Consider the following 25,004-nt stretch of genomic DNA (forward strand, 5'->3'; position numbering starts at 1 on the left):
TTCGGAATAGATCGGCTTTGCAAGACCGAGAGTGTGGCGTGATCCCTCGCTCGAGCCGACAAGCGCGTAGCCCTTGCGCTCGAAACCCAGCGCATCCTGCGCAATCGCCTGAATGTCCTAGGCCTCACGTTCGGAGGAAATCAGGTCGAGCGGGAGATCGCAGAGTTCGTTATGCCGACGACCCCTGGCCAGGATGTCGGCTGTGGCGTCCTTGAGTTCGAAGTACATCTTCGTGCTCCCTTCATTGGCATTGCCTCAGGAAGCCGAAATGGAGCGAGGCGCGTAGCCGTTCCATTCGTGATGAACGGCTAAAAAATCAAAATCTTATAGTGATTCCCAAGGTCCCGCTTGCGGCTGTGCATTCCACCCGGAACAACTGCATCAAGGCCTAACCATCCACGCTCGGCGAAAAGAAAAAGCCGGTGGCCTCTTCGACCGCCGGCTCAGTATTTCCTCAAGGAGGCTGCCTATTTACGCTTGCCTTGACTATAGGCGTCCGCTCCACGGTTGACACGGACCGGCACCGGAATGGCAGCGTCGGCAAGAGGCCGGGCCTTTTCCTGTTCGCGCTTGTATTCGAGATAATAGGCATAGGCGAACTGGGCGGCGATACCGGCAAGCACGAAGATCGGGCCGATGATCTGGTCTCGGTTGGTGATGTAGAGCAGCACTTGCCCGGCCATCGCAAGGATGGTGCCGGCGACGAAGATATTGAGCGAGTGTCGGCCAAGGATCGTCAGCGGATGATCGGCCGGACGGCGGAAAGCCTGCGATATTGCCGGAATATTGACCACCAGATAGGCGAGAGCCAGCACGTGCAGAAGGCGCGGCAGCGACAGGAAAGTCTTGTCAAAGCCGGTCAGCACCGCCGGCAGACCGAGCGCCGCAAGATAGTTTCCAAGATCCCAGAGATGGGCTGTCACCCAGATGAAGGAGAGCACGACATAGCCCAATGCAAGCGCGAAAAGCAGCGGATGACGGGGAAGCGTGCCGCCGCGCCTGACATGCATCATCGAGACGATCCCGATCGTAAAGAGGAACTGCCAGGAGAAGGGATTGAGGAACCAGTCTCCTTCGAACAGCATATTCTGCGGCGCAATCTGATAGATACCCGCAAGCAGCCAGACGGTGCCGGAAACGGCTAGCGCCAGCAGCGTGCTCTTCTCGTTCAAAAGCAGGATCAACGGCACCATCAACATCAGCGCGCCGTACATCGGCAGAATGTTGTTGTAGCCGATCTGGTGGCCGAGCAGCAGCAACGCCGGAATGCCCTCCTTCAGGTTCATCAGCACCGCAAGGATATTGATCTCGACCAGTAGCCCCGGCCGGTGGAACAACCAGGCGCCGCAGATGAAGAGCGCCAGCGTCACGAATGTAGTGATCATATGAGCGAGATAAAGCGTGAAGGCGCGCTTTGCCGCCTTGATCGCCATCTCCAGCCGCGTGCCCGCCTTGAAGCGCGAACCATAAGCAAGACCGACCGCAATGCCCGAAATCAGCACGAAGGCTTCGGCGGCATCGGAAAAGCCGAAATTCTTCGTCGTGATATATTCGAAGATTTGCCCCGGAACGTGATTGATGAAGATCGTCATGAGCGCAAGACCACGAATCACATCGAGCCTCGTATCACGCTTGGACGCCGCTACTGATATGGAACTTCGTTGGGCGCCAATGGCTTTGGTCGGCATACCTGCCATGGTGTCTCTCCTGTTATCCGTTTTGCAAACGCTACGCCGGCCAAAAGGGTTCCCCTTTGGCCGCGCGAATCGCCGGAAAATCAGCTTGGAGATTGCTGGGATCCGACCGGATATCCCTCGTGGGGATTGGCGACTTCGCTGCCGTTTATGGACAGAGTGTAGCCTTCAGCATTGGACGCTTTTGAGACCGAAATGCGGTATTTGCTTCCGCCGCTCTTGATCTCTGCCGTAAACCCGTCCCAATTGGAAGGCAACGACGGGTTCACAAAAAGTTGTCCACCCTTTAGCCGGATACCGAGGATGCCTTCTACCGCCGCGCGGTAGAGCCAGCCGGCCGAACCCGTGTACCAGGTCCAGCCGCCACGCCCGATATAGGGATCGTCCCCGTAGACATCAGCCGCTACGACGTAGGGCTCGACGCGGTACCGTTCGGCCGCCGCCTTATCAAGCGAATGGGTAATCGGATTGAGGATCTGGAAGCAACGCAGCGCGTCGTCCCCCCGTTTCAACTTTGCCAGTGCCATGACCACCCAAGTCGAGGCATGTGTGTATTGGCCACCGTTCTCGCGAACGCCGGGCGGATAGGCCTTGATATAGCCCGGATCCTTTGACGACTTCTCAAAAGGCGGCGTGAATAGGCGGATGACCCGCGCCTCCTCATCCACCAACTGGGCGAGCACCGCATCCATCGCTTTGGCGGCCCGCTCTGAATCGCCTTCGCCCGAAAGCACACTCCAGGACTGGGCGATTGAATCGATCTGGCATTCCAGGTTTTCCTTCGATCCGAGCGGCGTGCCGTCGTCGAATGTGCCGCGACGATAATAACCGCCATCCCACCCAGCGCTTTCGAGCGCCCTCTTGAGTTCGGTGAGGCGGGTCCTCCAGCGTTCGGCACGGACCCTGTCGCCTCGTTCTTCGGCATATGGGACGAAAGAGCGCAGTGTGCCGGCAAGGAACCAGCCGAGCCAGACACTCGTGCCCTGGCCGGCGATGCCGACTCGGTTCATGCCGTCATTCCAGTCGCCGCCGAGGAAGAGCGGCAGGCCGTTCGTGCCCTTGCGGGCAACGGCGAGATCGAGCGCTAGGGCCGCATGTTCGTAGACGCTCGCGGTATCCTCGGACTTCTCCGGCGTGGAGAAGGAGTCGTGCTGACCTTCCAGCAGCGCCGGGCCTTCAAGGAAGGGAAGCTGCTCGTCAAGCACGCTCCTGTCGCCACTGACGCTGCAATAGTGATCGATCGCATAAGCGAGCCATACAACGTCGTCGGAAATCATGGTGCGCACGCCGGCGCCCGTCCCCGGCAGCCACCAGTGCTGCACGTCGCCTTCGCGGAACTGACGCGAGGCGGCGTTGACGATCTGGCGCCGCGCAAGCACAGGTTCCTGCAGCACAAAGGCGAGCGTATCCTGCAATTGGTCGCGGAAGCCGAAGGCACCACTCGCCTGATAGAAGGCGGTGCGGGCCATGATGCGGCAGCCGAGGCTTTGATAGGGCAGCCAGGCATTGACGAGATTGTTCATGCCCTGATCCGGCGTCGAGATCTGCAGCTTGCCGGTGAATTCCTGCCAGAAGCCCTCGTTCGCCTGCACCGCCTCATCGAACGAGCGCTTTCGAACATCGGCAAGCAGCGCGCGCGCGGCCTCTTCCGTGGGCGCATCCCCCAGGAAGAAGGTGACGTCGCGCTCTTCGTCGGCGCCGAGCTCGATATCGATTGCAAGGATCGCTGCGGGATCGCCGTCCAGGTCCGTGGAGCCGGAAAGAGCCGCCGCTGCAGTCACGGCGAAAGGCGCCTCAATCGTCCCGGTTTTGCCAAGAAACTCACGACGACTTGCTGAGAAACTCGAAACCTTCTCGCTCGCGGCGAAGAAGGCGGTACGGCCTGAATAATCGATGCTGTAGGGGTTCGTAGCAAACAGCGCCCCTGTCTCCTCGTCGCGTTTCGACAGGATGAAGGAGGCGGTCTTCTGCGCATTATTCCCAAGGACCCATTCGACATAAGCGTAGAGCCGAAGCTTGCGGCTTTCCGAGCCTGTGTTGCGCAGCCGCAGGCGCTGCAGCTTCACCGGCTTCTCGCGACACACCGTCTGCGTCACTTCCAGCGCAATTTCATGCTGCATGCTGGAGAAAGTGGAATAGCCGAGACCATGCCGCGCCTCGAAGCGAATGTCGTTGCGACGGGAAAGCGCTGCAAAGGGCGTCATGACCACCGCGCTTTCAAGATCCACTATGTAGAGTGCTTCGCCGGAACGGTTGATGACTGCATCGTTCGACCAGGAGGTGAGCTGATAATCGCGCGAATTGACGCTCCAGGTGAAACCGGCACCTTCCGCCGACACATGGAAGCCGAACTGGTCGTTCGAGATGACGTTGATCCATGGCTGCGGCGTCGCCCGCCCACCTGGCAGGCGTATGACATATTCACGGCCGTCGCGGGCAAAGCCACCGATTCCGTTCCAGAAGTCGAGATCCCCTTCCTCCGCAATGGAGACGGTCTTGATAGCCGGGGCCGGCTGGGGCGGTATGCGCTTGACCGGCATCCCCGCGCGCTCGGTCTTTTTTGTCTCCTCAAGCTCTTCCTTGCCGAGCGCAAACAGCATGAGGGCTCGGTTGATCTGATCGACCACCTTGCCGTTCCTGGCATGCAGCGTCACGCGCGAGGCAGCAATCAGTGCCTGATAGGTGCTCTCTTCCATCAGGTCCCTGCGGACCGCGAAGATGTGCTGGCGCAGACCGTCGGCCTGGCCCATGCGGCGCACGTTTTCGCACATCGCGTCGAGCGCATGCTGCATATCCTGCACATAGGAAGAGGCGCGTTCGTTCATGATGACGAGATCGGCGGTCACGCCGCGCGAGCGCAGATATTCCTGCGCCAGCAACGCCTCGCGGGCAATCTCGAGATCCATGTCGTCATCGATGCGTAGCATGAAGATCGGGAAATCGCCCGAAATTGCCAACGGCCAGAGCGCCGACTGCGACTGCATGCCGGTCCGGACGACCGTGTGATCGCCGCGAAGCTGCATGTCCGGATAGACAAGATAACGACCGAGATGCTGGAAGGCCGCCGCCTGCTGCGAGCTGACGCCGACATGGCGCATCTGCGCCTGTGTGCGCGTCCAGGCTTGAACGAGTTCGTGGTTGAAAGCATCCGGATGGCGATAGCGATCGACGGCCTTGTCCACCTCGACACGATCGGGCGCCGCGATTGTCCAGAAGATCACGCTGACCTTCTTTCCGGCCGGAACGCGGACCGTACGACGCAGCGACAGGACGGGATCCAGCGTGAAACCGTCAGTGCCTGAAAGCGCCGCACCCGGATCGAACGCGGCAGCGTTCGCCAGGCTGCGCCCGCGGCCGAGGAACTTGCGCCGCTCGGTTTCGAATTCGGTGTGGCGCGCATCGCCGGCGTTGTCGACGATCAGATGTGCGATGCTCATATTCGCTTCGTTCGGGTCGCGCTTGTTGCGCCAGGCGCGGATAACGTCGCCGCGCTTGTCGATCTCCGTCCTCACGAACATTCGGGCGAAAGCCGGATGTGTATTGTCCATGTCGTCCGATGCGATCACCGGTTCGAGATAGGAAGTCACTTCGATGAGGCGGTCTTCCGCGCCCATATTGAACAGCGTCAGGCGGCGGGCTTCCGCATCATGTTCGGTGGCGACGATGCATTCGACCTCGCTCGTGATCTCGCCAAGCACCTTGCTGAAGACGGCCTTCTCATCAGCAAATTCCACCCTGACCGTTTCGCCTTCAACGCTCTTCGGTTCCGCCGTCGCCGACCACCACTCATTGGTCGCCATGTCGCGCAGGAAGATGAAATTGCCCCAGCGATCCTCGGTCGGATCGGGTTTCCAGCGGGAGACGGAAAGACCGTTCCAGCGGGCATGACCCGCGCCCGTCGCCGTCAGCATTAGGGAATAATGGCCGTTCGACAGGAAGACTAGCTCGCGGTCGCGCGATGCTGGATCGGCAAGCTTGCGGATGACCGGACGCATGAGTTCGTCCTGGATGGCGGCGGGGGTAACGGATTCGTCCTTGCCGCTTATGATCGGGATGTCGCGCGGCGCCTTTTCCTGCAGCAGCAGTTCGGCCGCTTCGATGACCGGATCCGAGTGGAAGAGCTCTCGCAGATGGCCGTCGAAGGCGACGTTGGCGACAGCCGCAATCGACATGCCGTGATGGTGCGCATAGTAGTTATAGACCACCACACATTTCTTGCCCTCAGGCACTCGTGTCGGCGTGAAATCGACGGCATCATGAAAACCGAACTTGCCGAGAGCGCCGAGCTTGCGAAGCCTCTGCAGGTTTTCGAGCGCCGCCGCCGGATAATACTGGCTGGCGAGCAGCGAGGCATAGGGCGCGATGACGGCATTGTGGCCGAGACCGCGCTTCAGGCCGAGCGTCGGCACACCGAAGTTCGTGTATTGATAGTTGAGGTTATGGTCGCGGGCATTGAAGGCCGATTCCGAGATGCCCCATGGCGTACCGAGCTTGCGGGCATGGTTCATCTGCTCGACGATGACGAGATTGTTGGTCTGGTTGAGAATTCCTCCGCCGCGCTCCTGCATGACGAGCGGGGCCATCAGATATTCGAACATCGAACCGGACCAGGAAACCAGCGCGCCACGCGAACCGACCGGCACGACCTGGCGGCCAAGCTTGTACCAATGCTCTGTCGGCAGGTCACCCTTGGCGATGCCGAAGAGTGAGGTCAGGCGGCATTCGGACGCGAGAAGGTCGTAGCAGGCAGCATCCAGTTCGCCGCTTTCAACACGGTAGCCGATCGACAGCAGGCGACGCTCCGAACGGAACAGGAAGCTGAAATCCATCGAAAAGGCGAGATCGCGCGCCTTGTCGCGAAGTGCGACGAGGCGCGGACGCAAGGCATCGATATTGGAAAGGTCGAAGGTACTATCGGAGATATGTGCCTCGCAGACCTTGACGAGCGACGCCGCCCACAACGTGACCTCTTCCGTCTGCTTCGACTTCACCTCATGATGCAGGTTTCCGGCGAGATTCTGAATGTCGCGCGCCAGGACCGCGAGGTTGATGACACGGATCGAGGCAAACTCGTGCTCGCGCTTGACCGCGGCAAGCGCGTTCTGGAAGCCGGCGATGCGCTCTTCCAGACGGCGGCGCAGCGGCCGCACGGTCTTGCGGTCGTCAGGCAGGTCGTCCAACACTTCACCGAGAATGCCGGCCGTATCACCGACGCCGTCGAGATTGCCTTGGACATGTGCCGAGGGCGCCTCCGCCCAGTCGCGGCAGGCTGAGGAAATAGCAATCAGGTGACCGGCGAGATTACCGCTGTCGACCGCCGAAACATAGCGAGGTCCCAGCGTCTTCAGCGTATCGGTGTGATACCAGTTGAAGAGATGGCCACGGAACTTTTCCATGCGGTCGACCGTGGCGATCGTCTGCTCCAGGCGCTCGATCGTCTCCTCGAAGGAGAACCAGCCGAAATGGCGACCGGAAATCACGGACAGGAGATAGACGCCGATATTTGTGGGCGAAGTGCGCGTCGCCACGATGACATGCGGCGTTTCCTGCACGTTGTCGGGCGGCAGATAGTTCTGCTCCTCCGTCGTGAAGGTTTCGAAGTATCGCCAGGTGCGACGCGCGACCTTTCGTAACTCGTCGGAGACGTCATCCGGCACATGGAGACGATCTTCCGTCTCGGCCGACTGGCTTACATACCAGGCGACGGCTGGTGACAGGATCCAGAGGAGCGCGAAGGGAATACCGACGAGGAAGGCGTCGTCGCCTGACAGCGCCGCGAAACCTATCGCCAGGACCGCGAGGACCGGCGCATGCCACATCGCTTCGTAATAGGAAAGAATGGTGCCCTGCTTGCCGGCCTGGACGCTGGCCGCGGTACGCCACTGGAGCATCAGCCTGTGGCTGACGAACAGGCGGTATAGCGAACGGCTGATTGCATCCGCCATCATGCAGACAGAGTCGGCGATGAAAATGATGCGCAGCGCCACCTGAGCATTGGCAGCCGTGATATCCGACCAGACGGTATGGAGATGAGCGCTGGCGACGATATCGCTGCTGCGCGGAATGATGCCGCTGATGAGCGACAGGGTGGGCGCCACGAACAGACAGGAGATCAGCAGGATCTGCCAGATCAGCGCGCCGAACGGCTCCATCAGATACCAGCCGAGCACGGAGGCGAAGAACCACGCGATCGGTGTCAGGGATCGGCGCAAATTATCGAACATCTTCCAGCGGCCGAGCGCGGTGACGCCGTATTTCGGGTTGAACATGTAGGGCAGGAGTTGCCAGTCGCCGCGAGCCCAGCGATGCTGCCGCGAGGCCTCGACCTCATAGCGGACCGGAAAATCTTCGACGAGTTCGAGATCGGTGACGAGCGCGCAGCGCGCCATCGACCCCTCGAGAAGGTCGTGGCTGAGCACTGAATTCTCGGCGATGCGGCCTTTCAGCGAAGCCTCGAAAGCATCGACATGATAGAGGCCCTTGCCGGTGAACGTGCCCTCGCCGGCAAGATCCTGATAGACATCCGAAACCGTGAAGACATAGGGGTCGAGACCGCGGTTGATCGAAAAGACGCGCTGGAAGACCGACGCATCCTTGCCGGTCGTCAGCGACGGCGTCACGCGCGGCTGCAGAATGCCATAACCGACTTCGACCCGACCAGTTTCCGAGTTGATGACCGGCCGGTTGATCGGGTGATGAAGCTTGCCGACGAGCTTGGTGACGGTATCACGCATAAGGCGGGTATCGGCATCGAGCGTCATGACGTACTTGATATCGGCAGGCACGGTATTGGCGCCTGGCAGGTAGGTCGTGTCGCGGTCGCCGCGCAGCAGCAGGTTCAGCTCGTGCAACTTGCCGCGCTTGCGCTCCCACCCCATCCATACACCCTCGGACGGATTGTAAAGGCGGCGGCGATGTAGGAGATGGAAGCGCGTCCTGCCGTCATAGGCATAACGAGCTGAGAGGTTGGCAATCTCACGGCGTGCATATTCCAGCACTTCCAGATCGTCGGAGCTTTCCTCCACATCGCTGTCTGGCCAGTCGCTGAGCAATGCAAAATGGATTTCGCCGCGCGGATTGGCGAGATAATGAACCTCGAGATTGCGCACCATCTCGTCAACGCTGTCACGATTGGAAATCAGACAAGGCACGACGACGAGCGTGCGTGCATCCTCCGGGATGCCCCGCTTGAACTCGTAACCGACGAGCCGCGCCGGCCTGACGAAGAAGGACAGCACGGTATTGAAGAAGCCACTTGCACCTTCCGACGCCGGCAGCGAAAATAGGACGAGCAGCAGGGCGATTTCGATCGACGCCATGCCGGCATTGGCCATGAACCCGCCGACAACGGCCATGGCGATGATCGTGATCAGCACGACCGGAATGGCGATCGCCATCCAATTGAATTTGCGTACGGCGCGGAAGACGTGCTGCGCCAGCGTTGGACGGTAATCCGCGCGCGCTTCGAACTTCAGGCGTTGAGCGCCTGTAATGAAGCCGCCGATATCAGGCTCGTGCGGCTGCGCCTCGTCGGAATGCCTGACCTCAGCCACCATGTCGACGGCGAGCTGGGCGATTTGCACCTCGCTCAGCGGTGAGCGCCTGGCAAGCTTTTCGATCTGCCTGCGATAGCTGTTGCGCGAACCGGGATCGAGATCACCGTAGTCGGACTGGTCCCAGAGCAACCTGTCGACATGGCTGACCTGCTCGATCCAGACCGACCACTCCGTATCGTTGATCTCGCGCAGGCTGCGGATGATATTGCCCGTTGTGACATTGCCGGCAGAGAGGCGGCTATGCTCCGCCATCGTCACTTCTTCGCTGTCACGCCCGAGCCGCTCCAGCCGCTGGTCCAACCAGGAGATCGCCAGGCTCGAAGTCTGCGAACCATCACGCATGCGGTAGAGGAACTGCGTCGAGAAAGTGTTGTCCTCGGCAAGTTCCTCCAGCGTCCTCAGATAGGCGGCAGCCTTTGCGGTGTCGGCCAAGCGAACCAGTACGTCGGCGGCCTCATTGGCGCGGCGGCGCATGCCGCGGCTGCGCTCGACTCGGCTCGAAATACGGCGGAGGTTTTCGACCAGCACGTACCGCACCAGGGACGGCAGCGCCCAGAGCTCGCCAATTCTCAGTGTCTCATGCTGCTGGAAGCCATCGACGAGCGCCCTCAGGCTTTCCTGCGAGATGGTGCTGTGGGTATGGGCGACATAGAGCCAGGCCAGTACGAGCGTGCGCGGGATTTCGACGCCGCCGACTTTCATGAGCGGCAGCTGTTGATAGAACCGGCGCGGGAAGTCGCGGCGGACTTCCTGAATTGCCTCCTCGACGAGGTAGTGATTGTCCAGCAACCATTCGGCGGCCGGCGTGATCGCCTCCCCGGCCTCGGCATCGCTCGCAGTCGTTTGGTAAACGCGCAGGATTTCCTTCTCGTTTTCCTTGTGGCGCGCAAAAAAATCGAACGCCGCGAAGGCTGGCAACTCGCTCACCGTGCCGCAAGCGACACTTTCGCCCATGGCCCTGATGTCCTCGTTGGACAGATAGGTCGAGCGGATCGAATCGCTGTGGTCGATCTGCCTGTTCTCAGGCTCGTGCGGCGGGTCCGGAGATGGACTTGAAATAGCCATGGGTTCGGCCCTGGATCCAAACGGCGTTATGGTTTCGGCTTGGTTCTGCATTGCTCACGATGACTCTCGCATGAACGGGCCGGTCATCTTCGAAGTCGGGAAAAGCAGGAAAAACGGACGCTCGGCGCGCTTTGCAACAACGGACAGACCGGCTTCGGACGTAACTTTGCCAATGGTCATGGCCGACTTATGCCCTCCCTGCGCAGCCACCCGGAAAAGTTGGACATTCTTGCGATAATTCAAGTCAAAGGACCTTTTTCTCGCTGCCCTTCCGCCGACGTGAAAAAAGCGCATGGACAACATCCATGCGCCTGCACGACGTTCCCGGCACTGTCAGCGCCTCACGCCTACTTTCCGGAATGGGCTAAATTGGGTGGGATAGGTAAAACAGGATGAGGATGGGATCGGGGTGCCGATCAGCCACAGCTGGATGCCTTTCACAACTATTCTCCCTAAACAACACCGAAGTGCCAGGAGAATGCCAGCGCATCCCAATTGTTCCGGATAGGCAAATATTCGATCAGACCGGCGCGGTCAGCCAGCGCCTTGGACGCGCCGGTATCAGCCGACGACGCCGAAAACCATTGCGACGACGAAAAGGAATGCCGCCGTGAAAATCGTTGCATGGATCGCGGTCTGAATCTTGTGCCGCGTGGTGACCGGCTTCTTGGCCGATACGGATCCGTACTGGTTCACATGAGTATGCGAAATACCCAGATTTGCCATGTGTCGCCTCCGTGTGTTTGTTTTTGCGGCCGGACTACCAGCTCACATTTATTTTCTTACATTCTCTATAAGGTAGGTAGAGATAAATTTCCGTCCAGAGCAGACGAAAGAGAAAATCCACCCAGGCTTCAGCTCAGCAGAGCGTGCGCCATGCCCAAATCCAGGAACGCTCTGCAGCGTTGTCGCCCTGGGGTGCGTTGGGGGGTGTTTCGATCAACCGGCGATCCTTTTCCGCCGGGATAGTAACGGAGGCGGTTTCCCTCCGCTCGGCCTTAACAGGTGGATCGAGGTAACCCATGGTCATCCCACCGAGAAAGAACATGCCTCAACCTCCATCGATCACGAAAGCTAACGGTCGTTAACGCGATCATGACAGAACTAAGGCAGCTGTCAATAGTCTAGTCGAATGGTCGTGTTTTAGGAAACCATTATCCTTAACGCCGACGCGGTGCGAGATTTTTCAAAGGTTTGAAAACATTGGCTTTCAAGCCTTCACGAAACCCTTGCTCGCGATCATCAAATTTCGCGTGTACTCTTCGTGAACGCTGCCGGCGGCAAGTTCAGCCGATGTCAGCCGTTCAACGACGGCACCGCCACGCATCACGGCAAGCCTCCCGCACATATGGGTGATGACGCCGAGATCATGGCTGACCATGACGAAGGTCAGGTTCCTGTCGCGGCGGATCTGTTCGAGAAGGTTGAGAACTTCGGCCTGCACGGAGGCATCAAGCGCCGATGTCGGCTCGTCGAGCAGCAGGATCGACGGTTCGACGATCAGTGCGCGGGCAATCGCCACACGCTGCCGCTGGCCGCCGGAAAGCTGATGCGGATAGCGGAAGCGGAAGCCATTGCCGAGCCCGACCTCGTCGAGCGCGCGGGCAATGCGCTTCTCGCTGTCACCTATGCCATGGATCGCCAGCGGTTCGAGAAGCAGCCGGTCGACGGTTTGGCGAGGATGCAGCGAGCCGTAGGGGTCTTGAAACACCATCTGGACGCTTCGGTAAAAGTTCCTGCTGCGCTTTGCACCCTTCAGAACCTCGCCGTGAACGTGGACGATACCCTCGCTGACGGGTGCAAGCCCGGCAACGGCACGCAGCAACGTCGACTTGCCCGAGCCGGACTCGCCGACGAGCCCGAAAGATTCGCCGCTTTCGATGGAGACACTCACATCCTTCAGCGCATAAAAATGCTCGTAGACGACACCGAGATGGTCTGCAGATAGCGCTGTACTCATGCAGCCCACTCCGGTTTGCGGTCAAGGACGGGCAGCGGATGCCTGTTTTCACCGATCTGCGGCATGCAGTTGAGCAGCCCCTGCGTATAGGGATGCTTCGCGTTGCGAAGCTCGGATGCGGCGATCTCTTCGACGATCCGGCCGGCATACATGACGATGACGCGGTCGCAGAAGGAGGAGACCAGCCTCAGATCGTGGGAGACGAAGATCAACCCCATGCCGCGTTCAGACACCAGCCGGTCCATGATCCTGAGCACATCGAGCTGGACCGTAACGTCGAGAGCCGAGGTAGGCTCGTCGGCAATCAGCAATTCCGGCCCGGCGATCAGCATCATAGCGATCATCGCGCGCTGGCCCATGCCGCCCGAAACCTCATGCGGATAGAGATCGAAGACGCGATGGGGGTCACGGATCTGCACTGCTTCCAGCATGGAAAGCGCACGGTCGCGCGCCTCGCCTTTGCCAACCTTCTCATGTGTGCGCAGCGTTTCGCAGATCTGCTTGCCGATGGTCATGACCGGATCGAGCGAATATTTCGGATCCTGGAGGATCATGGCGATGCGCTTGCCGCGCAGCCTGCGCCGTTCGGCAGCCGATGCCTTCAGAAGATCGATGCCACTGAAATTCAAGGTGTCGGCGGTAACGATGCCATGCTTTGGCGTCAGGCCCATGATGGCGCGGCCGGTCTGCGATTTGCCGGAGCCGGATTCGCCGACGATACCGAGCCGCTCCTTGCCGAGCGTGAACGAAACGCCGCGTACGGCTTCGATCAAACCGGTGCGGGTCGGATAGCTGACGCGCAGGTTTTTCACAGTCAGAAGCGAACTCATTGGCCGGCCTCCTTCGGATCGAGCGCATCGCGCAGGCCATCACCCAGAAGGTTGAAGCCGAGGCTGACGACGAGGATGGCGATGCCAGGCATGGCCGCGACCCACCATTGATCGAGGATGAAACGGCGGCCGGAAGCGATCATCGCCCCCCATTCCGGCAGTGGCGGCTGAGCACCGAGACCGAGGAAACCAAGGCCGGCAGCGGTCAGGATGATGCCCGCCATGTCGAGCGTCACACGAACGATCAGCGAGGACATGCAGAGCGGCATGACGTGCCGCACGATGATCCGCAACGGCGAGGCGCCCATCAGTTTAACCGCCGATATGTAATCGGAACGGCGAACCGTCAGCGTCTCGGCGCGGGCGATGCGCGCATAGGGCGGCCAGGACGTGATGGCAATGGCGATGATGGCGTTCTGGATGCCAGGTCCAAGCGCTGCGACGAAGGCGAGCGCCAGAACCAGCTTCGGAAAGGCCAGGAAGATATCGGTGATGCGCATCAGCGTCGCATCCACCCATCCGCCGGCATAACCCGACACCGTACCGACAATGAGGCCGACCGGTGCCGAGATGATGGCGACCAGCACGACAACGAGTAGCGTCAGCCGCGAACCGTAGACAAGGCGCGAGAAGATATCGCGGCCCTGATCATCGGTGCCGAGCAGATAGCCGGCGCTGCCGGGCGGCAGTAAGCGCGCATTCTTGAGATCGCCGACAACGGGATTGTGCGTGGCGATGACATTGGCAAAGGCCGCAATCAGCAGCAGCGCCACGATGATGATGAGGCCGACGACTGCGAGCCTGTTCGCGGTAAACTGCCGCCACGTGACATAGGCGCGGCCGAGCCGGGCCTGCATGCGCGACTGAGGCCGGTCGGACAGCAGCCACTCGCGGCGGCTGATCGGCGTGGAAGGAACCGTCATCGGTTGCGCGTCCTCGGGTCGAGTATCCGATACAGAAGATCGGAAATGAGATTGATGCCGACAAAGACCGTGCCGATGATGATCGTGCCGCCGAGCACGGCGTTCATATCGGCACTCTGCAGCGAATTGGTGATATAGAGGCCGATGCCGGGCCAGGAAAAGACCGTCTCCGTCAGCACCGAGCCTTCGAGCAGGCCGGCATAGGAGAGCGCGATGACGGTCACCAGCGGCACCGCCGCATTTCTGAGCGCATGGCCCCAGATCACCCGCGTTTCCGACAGGCCCTTGGCGCGGGCTGCCACGACATATTCCTGTGACAGCTCGTTCAGCATGAAGCTGCGGGTCATGCGGCTGATATAGGCGAGCGAAAAATAACCGAGCAGCGAGGCCGGCAGGATGATGTGGCGGAAGACATCATAAAAGACATCCCACTGCCCCTGCCACGCACTGTCGAGAAGATAGAAACCGGTGACCGGCGTGAAGCTGTATTCGTAGACGATATCGATGCGACCGGGGAAAGCCACCCAGCGCAGTTGCGCATAGAAAATGACGAGCGAGATCAATGCCAACCAGAAGATCGGCACCGAATAACCGACAAGGCCGATGATGCGGACGACCTGGTCGGCAATGCTGCCACGCCGCACAGCGGCCAGCACGCCGAGCGGCACGCCGATGACGGAACCGATGATTGTGCCGACGGTCGCAAGCTCCAGCGTCGCCGGAAAGACGCGGCGAATATCGACCATGACCGGATTGGTCGTCAGGACCGAAGTGCCGAAATCGCCGGAAAGGATGCCCTTCAGGTAAATATAGAACTGTTCGTAGAGCGGCAGGTCGAAGCCCATCTCGCGGCGCACGCGCTCCACGACATGGGTCGGTGCGCGGTCGCCGAGAATGGCGAGCACGGGATCGATCGGCACGACGCGGCCAATGAAGAAGGTGACGGCCAGAAGACCGAGATAGGTGGTGGCGGCAGCGAAGAGGAAACGCCCCAACGCCTTAGCAAAGGAGAGTGCACGGCCCTTACGGGGCCGCACCTCCTGTCTTGTTTCGACGATGCTCACTGGATCAGCCTAGCCGGCTCATCACTTCGCGATCGGGCCTACATAGTTCGTGTCGAAGCTCGGCCCCAGTTTGAAGTCCTTGAGGTTCTTGCGATAGCCGGCCACTTCGATCTGCTGGAAAATGATGACGAACGGGCTGTTGGCGAGGAACTTCTTCTGGACATCCTCGTACATGGCGGCGCGCTTGGCAGCGTCACGTTCGAGCAAAGCAGCCTTCGTCTCCTTGTCGAGTTCGGGCGCTTCCCAGGTATTGCGCCACGCGAGCGTCTTCACCGTACCGGCGTCGGAATTATCAGGGTTGGAGGTGAAGGTATCGGCGTTGGAGTTCGGGTCGAAATAGTCCGAGCCCCATTGGCCGATATACATGTCGTGCGTGCGGGCGCGGTACTTGGTCAGGGTCTGCTTGCCGTCGCCGGGAATGATTTCCATCTTCACGCCGGCCTGGGCGAGCGTCTGCTGCATGGATTCGGCAATGCCGGTGACGGGCTGCGTGTTACGCACATCCATGGTGACCGAGAAGCCATCCGGCAGGCCTGCCTTGGCGAGCAGTTCCTTCGCCTTGGCGACGTCGAGCTTGTAGGGGTTCTCGTTCAGCGCACCGAGCTGACCGGTCGGCAGGAAGGTCTGGTGGATCTCGCCGATGCCCTTAATGAGGGTCGCGCCGATCGCGTCGTAATCGACCAGATACTTGAAGGCTTCCTGGACTTCAGGCTTCTTCAAATTCTCGTTCTTGCTGTTGAGGCTGACGTAATAGACCGTGCTCTTCGGCGCATTGGTGGTCGTCAGATCCGCATTCTTGGAAACGGCATCGAGATCACCCGGCTCCAGGTTGCGGGCGATATCGATATCGCCGGCCTCGAGCGCCAGGCGCTGAGCCGAGCTTTCCTTCATGTAGCGGTAGATGACGCGATTAAGCTTTGCCTTCTCGCCGTAATAGTTGTCGTTGCGTTCCATGACGACGACTTCGTTGGCGCGCCATTCGCGCAGCTTATAGGCACCGGAACCGGCATAATTCGTCTTCAGCCACTCATTGCCGAAATCGTTGTCATACTTGTGGTCGGCATCGACGGTGACGGACTTCACATGATCCATGACCAGCTTCTTGTCGACGACGGAAGCGACGGTTGCCGTCAGGCAGTTCAGCACGAAGCTCGGCGCATAAGGCTTATCGACGGTGAAGGTGAAAGTGGTCGGATCGACAGCCTTTGCCTTTTCGGTGACGTTGTCGCCGGTCAGGCCGAACTGGGTGAGAATGAAGGCCGGGCTCTTGTCGAGCTTGACGGCGCGCTCGAAGGACCAGGCCACGTCCTCGGCAGTGATCGGATTGCCGGAGGCGAACTTCAGATCCGGCTTCAGCTTGAATGTATAGGTCAGGCCGTCATCGGAAACGGTCCAGCTGTCGGCGAGATCGCCCTTGATCTTTGACGTGTCGTTCATGTCGAGGCGAACGAGCAGGCTGTAGGTATTGCTGGTGACTTCTGCCGTCGAAAGCTCGAAAGCCTCGCCCGGATCCATTGTGATGATGTCGTCGATGGCAAAACCTTCAACGAGCGTATCCTTCGGCGTCTCTGCGAAAGCAGCAGGCGCAGCTACCATCAGGAGCGAAAGGGCCGCTCCCGCGGAAAGAAGGCGGAAGCTGCGGTTGAGTTTGGTAATCATCGTGGTTTGTTCCCCTGTTTTGATTGATTACTAAGTATTATTTGGTTTCAGACGTCCTCTTCCCTCCACGCTGAAGCCAGAATGCGAAGCCAGTTTTCGCTGGCCATTTTTGTCAATTCTTCCGCACCATAGCCAGCTTGCCGGAGAGCGGCAATCAGCCTCTGGTTGCCGGCGGCATCGCCGATTTCTTCCGGAATGGTAGCACCATCGAAGTCCGAACCGAGTGCCACGCAATCGATTCCGACGCGGTTCACGAGGTAATCGATATGGCGGATCATGTCGGAGAGCGGCGTGTCTGCCTCAGAGCGGCCATCCGGCCGCAGCATGGCCGTGGCATAGTTCACGCCAACGAGGCCGCGCCGCTCACGGATCGCGTCGAGCTGCCTGTCGGTGAGGTTGCGGGCGACCGGCGTCAGCGCATGGACGTTGGAATGGCTGGCGACGAGCGGCTGGTCGCTCGTTTCCGCCACATCCCAGAAACCCTTTTCGGTGATATGGGCGAGATCGATCATGATGCCGAGACGGTTGCACTCGCGCACCAGCGCGAAGCCGGCTTCCGTCAGGCCCGGCGCCGTATCCGGCGAACTGGGGAAAGCGAAGGGCACGCCATGGCCGAAAATGTTGTGGCGGCTCCAGACCGGCCCCAGCGAACGCAGGCCAGCGGCATGGAAGACTTCGAGCGCGGCGAGATCGGCGGCGATCGCCTCGCAGCCTTCGATATGCATGACGGCGGCGAAAATGCCTGATGCCATCGCCTTGCGGATATCCTTGACCGAGCGGCAGAGCCGCCAGGCGCCGGCACGGTCGAGCCTGAGCGCGATCGCCGCCATTTCCGAGGCGATCGCGAGCGACGGCAGCGGATCGAGAGGGGCGGCAAGCGGCGTCGCGTAGTGACCGTTCGCATCGGGATCGGCAAAGACCAGATCGCCCGACGGAATATAGATGGCGCAGAGGCCGCCAGCCAGGCCGCCAGCCCTCGCCCGGGGAGCATCTATATGCCCCGCGGTCGTGCCATCAGCGAATTCCGCAACCGGATCGCTACCGTCTTTCGCATGGGTCCAGAGTCGAAGGAGAACGTCGTTATGGCCGTCGAATACGAGTTGCATCTGCTTTCCTGCGCTGCCCGAACGGGCGGATCGAAGCGGCAAGAATAGAAAAGCTGACAGAAAGCGCCACCTCTTTTTTACAAATGAGCAATGGGGAAACCGTACAATTTAGCGATGCAAAAAGGCGGCGTCGGAAATACCTTGGATGCGGTCCGCAGGCTCAATCACCGCGGAATGCGAAGAGAAACGGCATGCATACCGGCTGGTCTTTGCCGGGCGGAACGGTCGAAGAAGGCGAGGATTTCTCCGCCGCATTTCGCCGGGAGATAATAGAAGAGATCGGCGTGTCTTTGGATCTGGTAGATCTGATCGAAGTCCAACGAAAGAAGTTTATTTCACCACAAGGCGAAAGCTTCGATTTTCTGCTCGCCGTCTTCGAGGCACGGATGCGTGAGGAAGAGCTGCCGGGACCAACAGATGACGCCATCGCAGAGGGACTGGAAATCGCTCTCTTCTACCTCGCCGATATTCCTTCCGAGATGATTTTGGGTGATCGTCAGAAACTCACGCACCATCTGAAGGCATCATAAGCCTGGATCCTCGTCGTGGATGCAGCCATTCCCCATAAAACAATGAAGGGGCCGAACGCCCTTTTTCCGGTTTAGTACTTGGTTCGCTTCTTCTGCCTATAGACGTCGATGACGACGGCCGCGATGATGATGACGCCCTTGACGATTTCCTGGTAATAGGCGTCGGCGGCGCGAGGCCCGCTGCTGCGCTGAATGGTGGGTGATCAGCCTGTTGCAATCCGGCCATGATCGGCAAAGAACCGTCACAGGCACTTATTGTGAATGCCGTAGAGGTCCCCATTTAGTCGAGGCCCCAACAGCTTGCGCAGACCGGCTGTTTTTTTAAAATTTTGGAGACAGGACAGATGTCCATTTCGATGTATCGCCTTACCGTACCCATGTTCCAGCGCGGCATTGCCAGCCTGAAAACTTATCTCGACAAGGCGGAAGCCTATGCCGAGGAAAAGAAGATCGATCCGACCATTCTCGTAAACGCGCGTCTGGCACCGGACATGCTGCCATTTTCCGGTCAGTACCAGCGCGCCAGCGACAGCGCGAAATTTACGCTCGCCCGCCTGACGGCAACCGATGCGCCGAAATTCGAGGATAGTGAAACGACGATCGCCGAACTGCGCGAGCGTATGGCGAAGACCGAAGCCTATCTCGCCACCTTCTCTTCGGAGGCTCTGGAAGGGAGCGACGTCAAGGATATCACGGTACCAGGCCGCAACGGTCTGATCGTGCCGGGCCTCGAATATGTCGCCCTCTTCGCGCTACCGAATTTCTATTTCCACGTGACGACGGCACACGCAATCCTGCGCAACCAGGGTGCACCAGTCGGGAAGCGGGATTTCCTCGGAAACTTCTGATGCCGAGAGCATCGGCCCGAAAATCGGAACCGATTTTCGGAAAGTCTGATGGGTAGCTTTAAAGAGTTAGAGCGTCCTTTGTGCGTCCGAATGGACGCTCGGCGCTCTAATCAGGGCCGGCGCGACACCGGCCCTTTTTCCGTCAGTTCGGTATAGGCAAGTGTCTGATCGAGGTGCCGTGCCCTGAGCGACAGCAGCCGTTCGGCATAACCGAGCCGTACCGACGCATAGGCCGGATCGTCGGCAAGGTTGCGCAATTCCATCGGATCTTCCGAGAGATCGAAGAGCAGCGCCGGCAATGCGGTGAAATGCACATATTTGAACCTGTTGTCGCGGATGACGGCAAGGTTCAGTTCATTCGACCGAAGGCCGAAATGCCGTTCCGCCTCGCCATGGGCGATATCGCGGAAATCGAATTCCCAGAAAGCCGCATCCCGCCAGCCCGACGCCTCGATACCGTCGAGGAACGGCGCAAGCGAGCGCCCATCGATGCCATTGGCAGCCGCAATGCCGAGCCGTTCACAAAGCGTCGGAAACACATCGGCAGCACTGGTGAAATGATCAACGATACCACCGGCTGCGGCCGCGCCGGGATCGCGAATGACGAGCGGAATATGGTAGCTGCCGTCGAAATAGCCGCCTTTGCCGAGCATCCAGTGATCCCCCGCCATCTCTGCATGATCGGAGGTGAAGACGATGATCGTGTTGTTCCACTCACCGGCATCCTTCAGCGCCTGCCAGATACGCCCGAGCTGGTCGTCCACGTCGGCGATCATCCCGTAGTAGATCGACCGAATGGCATCGAAATCAGCAACGTTCCAGTCGCTGAGCGGCCCTTCCGCCCCGTGGATGAAACTGCCCTTGCCGGCACGCGGCATCGCATAGGCAAGATAGGGATGGCCCTGCTGTTCCGTCTCGCGGTCGGTTGCACGCGCAAAAGCCGGGCCTTCGCCCGGATTGAACATGCGATTGAACGGCTCCGGCACGGAGAAAGGCGGATGCGGCCGCAAAAAGGAAATATGCGCGAACCACGGTGCATCCTGCTCCCCCATCCAACGGATGAATTCGCCGGTCAGGAAGGCGGTCTGCGTTTCTTCACGCGAATAGGCAGGCGCCGCGTCGGAGATTTCCCCTGCTGCAGCGCCGACCGGAATGTGGATATCACGGCTGACGGCATCCTTGCGACCGCGTGAACGCAACCAGGAAAGCCACTGTCTTTCATGTTCCGGCAGGAGCTGGCGAGCCGTGAAACCTGGCAGCAAGCCTTCATAGGTGGTCAGATGCGGATCATTGACATCCATATCTCTGGGATCAGGCGCCGTGTCCGTGTAGCCGAACAGCGTCGGATCATAACCCGCCCGCCTTGCCGCCAGCGCCAGATTATCGAACCGCCGGTCGAGCGGCGATCCGTTCCGGCAGACGCGATGGTTCATCTGGTAGAGGCCGGTATAAAGCGTGGCGCGCGCCGGCGAACAGGGAGCTGCACCAGCATAGTGCCGCCGGAAAAGCGTCCCTTCTTTCGCCAGAGCGTCTACATTTGGCGTCCTGACACAGGCGTGCCCCACAGCCGAGAGGCAGTCGCCGCGCCATTGATCCGCAGTGATAACGAGAACGTTGGGCTTTGAGCCGCGTTCAGTGCTGATTTGATCTCGCATGCCAGTTCCAGGCCGACTGAATGATCTGCGAGAGATCATACTGCGGCACCCAGCCCAGCACGTCCCGCGCCTTGTCGTTATTGGCGACCAGCGTATGTGAATCGCCCTCGCGACGGCCGATATATTCGACCGGGAACGGCTTCTTGGAGACATCTTCGATGGCGCCGAGCAGTTCCTTCACCGTCGTCCCGGTGCCGGTGCCGAGGTTGAGTGCGACGGACTCGCCACCTCTCAACAGATATTCGACGGCGCGCACATGCGCATCGGCGAGATCGAGAACGTGGATATAGTCGCGCACACAGGTGCCGTCGCGCGTCTCATAGTCGCTGCCGAAGACCTTGAAGCCCTGGCGGCGACCCAGGGCCGCGTCGATCGCCAGCGGGATCGCATGCGTTTCCGGCTGGTGCCATTCGCCGATCCGGCCTTCGAAATCGGCGCCGGCGGCATTGAAATAGCGCAGCACGACGGAGCGAAGACTCTTGTACTGGTCGTAATCGGCAAGCGCCTGTTCGACGATATATTTGGTGCGACCATAGGGATTGATCGGCACTTGGCGGTGCGTCTCATCGAGCGGCACGCTCTGCGGCAGACCGTAGGTCGCGCAGGTAGAGGAGAAGACGAAGGCATTGACACCCGCCGCCTGTGCCGCTGACAGCAGCGTCAGCGTGCCGATGACGTTGTTCTCGTAGAAGGAGACCGGATCCTTGACCGATTCGCCGACCTCGATCAGCGCCGCAAAATGCAGGATTGCCGACGGTTTGTGCTTTGCCAGCACCTCATCGAGACGGGCGCGATCGCGAATGTCACCCTCTTCCGCTGGTCCCCATTTGACGAATTCACGATGACCGTTGGAAAAATTGTCGAACACCACGGGCTTGTAGCCCTTGTTCGCCAGATCGAGACACGTATGCGAGCCAATATAACCAGCGCCGCCGACGACCAGTACCGTTTCACCTGCCATGCATCTATCCCTTTACAAGTCACAGATGTGTGAACCTTAGCCAAGTTACACGTCAGTAAAAAGTTATCTCAGTTACATATTTGCAAAAAAAAGAAGATTAGAGATGCCTTGCACACGGAATGCGCAGGGCAGCGCGATCGGCCTGCCGGCCACACCGACGCCTTTTGCATTGAAGACATTCGTTATATCGCTAAGGCCGTCGGAATGGGCGCCGACATCTCGGCTCTTCCGTGGTCGAAGAGATCGGTCGACATCTGGTCGGTCAGCCTTAGCGCCATAATGTTTATCGTCGATAAGCCTGCTGCATGAATTTAAGGAAGAAAACATGAAAAAGGCGATCATCGTCTGGGGCGGCTGGCAGGGCCACGAGCCGGAGCCCTGCGCAAATATCGTTGGCGAATTGTTGCGCGAGGACGGATTTGCAGTCGAAATCACCAATGACCTCGGCATCTTCGGCTCGCCGCTTCTCGCAAAAGCCGATCTTCTGGTGCCGGTCATTACCGGCGAGAAGCTGGAAAAGCCGCACGCAGATGCCCTGGTCCAAGCTGTTCGCGGCGGCCTCGGCCTCGGGGGCCATCACGGCTGCCTTGCGACTTCCTTCAAGGAAAGCGCACCCTTCCGCTATGTCTCCGGCGTCACCTGGGTTGCCCATCCCGGCAATATCATTGATTTCCAGGTTGCCATTACGCGGCAGGATGATCCGTTAATGGAAGGCATTCCGGACTTCGACTACCGCTCGGAGCAGTATTATCTGCACTACGATCCCTCGGTGGAAATCCTGGCCACCACGACCTTCACCGGTCAGTACGATCCTGCCGCGCGCAATATCGCGATGCCCGTCGTCTTCAAGCGACATTTCGGTGAGGGCCGCGTCTTCTACTCCGCACTGGGCCACGTCGCCGCCGAATTCAGCCACCCCTACATGCCCCTCATTCTCCGGCGCGGCCTCAGCTGGGCCGCTCGCCAGTAGTGAGGGGTAGGACCGGAATGAGCTGCGATTCTTGGCCGGGCGGCTTCGATAGATATACAGAGCCGAGGAATGTTCACATCACGCTTGCGAACAAGCCGGCCCGACAACGAAAAAGCCGACGGCTGGCGGCTTTTAACACTCAGTATATAAAAGCGCCTCTGCGACGCCGATCTCAGCCTAGTCTAGCGAGCGGCTGTCATGAGATGGCTGTGCCGATTCTCCTGCACCTCAGCTTCGTCATGGGCACGCATCAAGCGCCCGGCTGCCTTAAGCTTTTCGATGAGATCGCTTCCGTCGGCAGAAGCCTTGGTGGCTTCGAGTTGCTCAAATTCCCTCAGCGCCTGCGCCCAATGGCTTTCGCCCCGATCATGCGGTCGGCCTTCCTCTTCCCAGATGGCATAAGCCCGCTGGCTGACCCAATCATCCCGATTACGACTCATTAGAAAACCCCAGCGAGCAAATACGCGAAAACAATATCAATAGGAATAAAGTGCCAAACCGGACTTTAGGAGTCGTTACTGCGGGATGTAATTTTGCAGGATAAATTGCGTCACGGAGAGTAGTTTTCGGCAGTTATAGTTAAAAGGGCGGAAACGTCGATCCGCCCCAATATATCAGGCAGCGATAGACTCTTCCGCCATCTCGTCGGCCCCGCCGGTGCCTCGCCCCATGAATGTGAAAATGACGGTTGCCGTCAGGATCGTGATGCCGGTCAGTAGCCACAGAAGCAGGCTGAAGGGATTGTTATAGGCATGAATAAGCTCCAGTTCTCCCATGCCGGAAAGGGCCTGGGCCGCACGCCTGGGAGCGATGCTCAAAACGCCTAAGACAACTCGCACCTGAATCGTCAGCGTCCCTTATCTCACGATGCCTGATGGCCAGAGGTCGACCACCCGCTTTACTGTCATCCCTGGGAAACGTCTTACAACGCAGAGCGAAAATCAGCGCGATCAAAGATACACGTACCCGGATTATTTCAGGAAATAAATTTCAACCAAAAACTGAGAATACGCCTTGAAAGCACAAAAGCAGTGCTTTATATTTTTATCATGGCCCAAACAGTTCACACATCGATTTTGCGCTACGATCTTTCGCCTGATCCTGAAGCAAAACAGGCCCTGGACGAGACCTTTGCCGCCTATGGGGCAATGTTCACTATGCTTGACGAGATGTTGACGGAAGAAAACGGGGCTAATCTCGTTACGCTCCACGAACTTGCTTATGAGACGATCCGGGAGAAAACCGGTCTGCCGGCCAGGCTGGTCACCCTCGGTCTGCGCGACTTCGCATCCAATCGCGGCCATCCGATATCACCGGCAAGACTGCCTCTGGATGAAAAACTATTCTCAATAAAGGGACCCGCATCACTGTCACTTGCGACCGTTCGTGGCCGGATCATCGTTCCTTACGACGTGGCGGGCTATTCGAACGGTTCGATCAACATCTTTGCGGCTCAGCTCGTTGCCAGCAACGGCGCCTATCAGATCGATATCGGCGTCACTCCGCATGCAAACCGAAGGGAGATCAATATCATGACAAGTGAAGGGATATTGTCGCGCGTAGGCCGCCTTATCGCCGGACTTGCGAATGCTGCCGTCGACAAGGCCGAAGGAGCAAACAAGATCGCCGTCATCGAACAGGCGCTTCGTGACATCGATTCTGCTGCCGACGAGGCCCGCGTGGACCTCGGCAAATCACGGGCGGAAGAATATCGCATCCAGACCCGACGCAGCGAGATCGAAGCCGATCGTCGCGCCCTAGATGACAAGATCCGCACAGCCATGTCGGCCAATCGAGATGATCTTGCGAAGGCAGGCGTCGCAAGACAGATCGATCTGGAGGCCCAGCTTGCCGCACTCGACAATGCCCTATCGGCCGCCAGAACACAGCTGCAGGAGGGCCAGCAGGCGCTTCAGGCAATCCTGGCGACACGCCGTGAGGCAGAAGAAAAGCTGACCGCTTTGAAGCGTAGTCTTCAACATCTGCACGAGGCTTCCGACACTGCAGCCGTCCGAAACCGGCCGACTGACGGGGCAGCCCGCGCGGCCGCTGCCGTCTCACGCCTCACAGGAGTTCCGTCCGAGGATAAGGGTGCAAGCGCAGAACTGGACGAACTTGACCGTCTGCATCGTGAACAGGCTATCGAAGTCCGGCTCGCCCAGCTCAAGGCCGGTCAGAATTAA

19 protein-coding genes are annotated in these 25,004 nt (G+C 59.4%); 4 read left to right on the plus strand and 15 right to left on the minus strand.

Annotation, left to right across the window (positions count from 1 at the left end; translation table 11 throughout):
- Positions 1–467: 467 nt before the first annotated feature.
- The 11 genes from ACK9YZ_RS20250 to ACK9YZ_RS20300 all read right to left on the minus strand — a co-directional run bounded on the left by ACK9YZ_RS20250 (position 468) and on the right by ACK9YZ_RS20300 (position 17,857).
- Positions 468–1,697, minus strand: coding sequence for an OpgC family protein (locus ACK9YZ_RS20250; protein ID WP_416064962.1), 1,230 nt, complete (start codon positions 1,695–1,697; stop codon positions 468–470).
- An 80-nt stretch (positions 1,698–1,777) separates the two neighbouring features.
- Positions 1,778–10,315, minus strand: a complete 8,538-nt coding sequence (locus ACK9YZ_RS20255) for a GH36-type glycosyl hydrolase domain-containing protein (protein ID WP_416064963.1) — start codon at positions 10,313–10,315, stop codon at positions 1,778–1,780.
- Positions 10,316–10,369: 54 nt separating this feature from the next.
- Entirely contained in the window at positions 10,370–10,609 is a 240-nt protein-coding gene (locus ACK9YZ_RS20260; RefSeq protein ID WP_416064964.1) for a hypothetical protein, read from the minus strand.
- Positions 10,610–10,876: 267 nt separating this feature from the next.
- Positions 10,877–11,041: a hypothetical protein gene (locus tag ACK9YZ_RS20265; RefSeq protein WP_183734514.1), complete on the minus strand. Its 165-nt coding sequence runs from the start codon at positions 11,039–11,041 to the stop codon at positions 10,877–10,879.
- A 133-nt stretch (positions 11,042–11,174) separates the two neighbouring features.
- Positions 11,175–11,363, minus strand: a complete 189-nt coding sequence (locus ACK9YZ_RS20270) for a hypothetical protein (RefSeq protein WP_216756323.1) — start codon at positions 11,361–11,363, stop codon at positions 11,175–11,177.
- A 162-nt stretch (positions 11,364–11,525) separates the two neighbouring features.
- Positions 11,526–12,275 (minus strand): ABC transporter ATP-binding protein, encoded by a 750-nt coding sequence (locus ACK9YZ_RS20275; protein WP_416064965.1) that lies wholly within the window; start codon positions 12,273–12,275, stop codon positions 11,526–11,528.
- Positions 12,272–13,105, minus strand: a complete 834-nt coding sequence (locus ACK9YZ_RS20280) for an ABC transporter ATP-binding protein (protein ID WP_416064966.1) — start codon at positions 13,103–13,105, stop codon at positions 12,272–12,274. The genes ACK9YZ_RS20275 and ACK9YZ_RS20280 overlap by 4 nt, the downstream gene beginning before the upstream one ends.
- Complete coding sequence (locus ACK9YZ_RS20285; RefSeq protein WP_216756326.1) at positions 13,102–14,028, minus strand: ABC transporter permease; 927 nt, start codon at positions 14,026–14,028, stop codon at positions 13,102–13,104. Before ACK9YZ_RS20285 ends, ACK9YZ_RS20280 begins: the two co-directional genes overlap by 4 nt.
- Positions 14,025–15,092 (minus strand): ABC transporter permease, encoded by a 1,068-nt coding sequence (locus ACK9YZ_RS20290; RefSeq protein WP_416064967.1) that lies wholly within the window; start codon positions 15,090–15,092, stop codon positions 14,025–14,027. The genes ACK9YZ_RS20285 and ACK9YZ_RS20290 overlap by 4 nt, the downstream gene beginning before the upstream one ends.
- Before the next feature lie 21 nt (positions 15,093–15,113).
- A complete protein-coding gene (locus ACK9YZ_RS20295) occupies positions 15,114–16,751 on the minus strand; it encodes an ABC transporter substrate-binding protein (protein WP_416064968.1) in 1,638 nt (545 codons plus the stop codon).
- Between the two features lie 47 nt (positions 16,752–16,798).
- The gene (locus tag ACK9YZ_RS20300; RefSeq protein ID WP_416064969.1) at positions 16,799–17,857 is read right to left on the minus strand and encodes a dipeptidase; all 1,059 of its coding nucleotides are present in this window, start codon (positions 17,855–17,857) and stop codon (positions 16,799–16,801) included.
- Positions 17,858–18,048: 191 nt separating this feature from the next.
- Between ACK9YZ_RS20300 and ACK9YZ_RS20305 the strand changes: the two genes are divergently transcribed.
- The gene (locus ACK9YZ_RS20305) at positions 18,049–18,387 is read left to right on the plus strand and encodes an NUDIX hydrolase (protein ID WP_416064970.1); all 339 of its coding nucleotides are present in this window, start codon (positions 18,049–18,051) and stop codon (positions 18,385–18,387) included.
- Positions 18,388–18,731: 344 nt separating this feature from the next.
- Positions 18,732–19,235, plus strand: a complete 504-nt coding sequence (locus ACK9YZ_RS20310; protein WP_416064971.1) for a DUF1993 domain-containing protein — start codon at positions 18,732–18,734, stop codon at positions 19,233–19,235.
- A 110-nt stretch (positions 19,236–19,345) separates the two neighbouring features.
- On the opposite strand, the gene ACK9YZ_RS20315 is transcribed toward ACK9YZ_RS20310, so the two are convergent.
- Positions 19,346–20,890 (minus strand): alkaline phosphatase family protein, encoded by a 1,545-nt coding sequence (locus tag ACK9YZ_RS20315; RefSeq protein WP_416064972.1) that lies wholly within the window; start codon positions 20,888–20,890, stop codon positions 19,346–19,348.
- Positions 20,868–21,851 (minus strand): UDP-glucose 4-epimerase GalE, encoded by a 984-nt coding sequence (galE, locus tag ACK9YZ_RS20320; protein ID WP_216756335.1) that lies wholly within the window; start codon positions 21,849–21,851, stop codon positions 20,868–20,870. Before galE ends, ACK9YZ_RS20315 begins: the two co-directional genes overlap by 23 nt.
- 325 nt (positions 21,852–22,176) lie before the next feature.
- Here galE and ACK9YZ_RS20325 point away from each other — a divergent pair, with 325 nt between their 5' ends.
- Entirely contained in the window at positions 22,177–22,821 is a 645-nt protein-coding gene (locus ACK9YZ_RS20325; RefSeq protein WP_216756336.1) for a ThuA domain-containing protein, read from the plus strand.
- 182 nt (positions 22,822–23,003) lie between these two features.
- Here ACK9YZ_RS20325 and ACK9YZ_RS20330 read toward each other — a convergent pair whose 3' ends face one another.
- The gene (locus ACK9YZ_RS20330; RefSeq protein ID WP_216756337.1) at positions 23,004–23,261 is read right to left on the minus strand and encodes a DUF2934 domain-containing protein; all 258 of its coding nucleotides are present in this window, start codon (positions 23,259–23,261) and stop codon (positions 23,004–23,006) included.
- Between the two features lie 174 nt (positions 23,262–23,435).
- The gene (locus ACK9YZ_RS20335) at positions 23,436–23,639 is read right to left on the minus strand and encodes a hypothetical protein (RefSeq protein ID WP_416064973.1); all 204 of its coding nucleotides are present in this window, start codon (positions 23,637–23,639) and stop codon (positions 23,436–23,438) included.
- Positions 23,640–23,870: 231 nt separating this feature from the next.
- On the opposite strand from ACK9YZ_RS20335, the gene ACK9YZ_RS20340 reads away from it, so the two are divergent.
- Positions 23,871–25,004, plus strand: a complete 1,134-nt coding sequence (locus ACK9YZ_RS20340; RefSeq protein ID WP_416066779.1) for a PspA/IM30 family protein — start codon at positions 23,871–23,873, stop codon at positions 25,002–25,004.

Source organism: Rhizobium sp. ZK1, from assembly GCF_047782645.1.
Classification (GTDB): Bacteria; Pseudomonadota; Alphaproteobacteria; order Rhizobiales; family Rhizobiaceae; genus Rhizobium.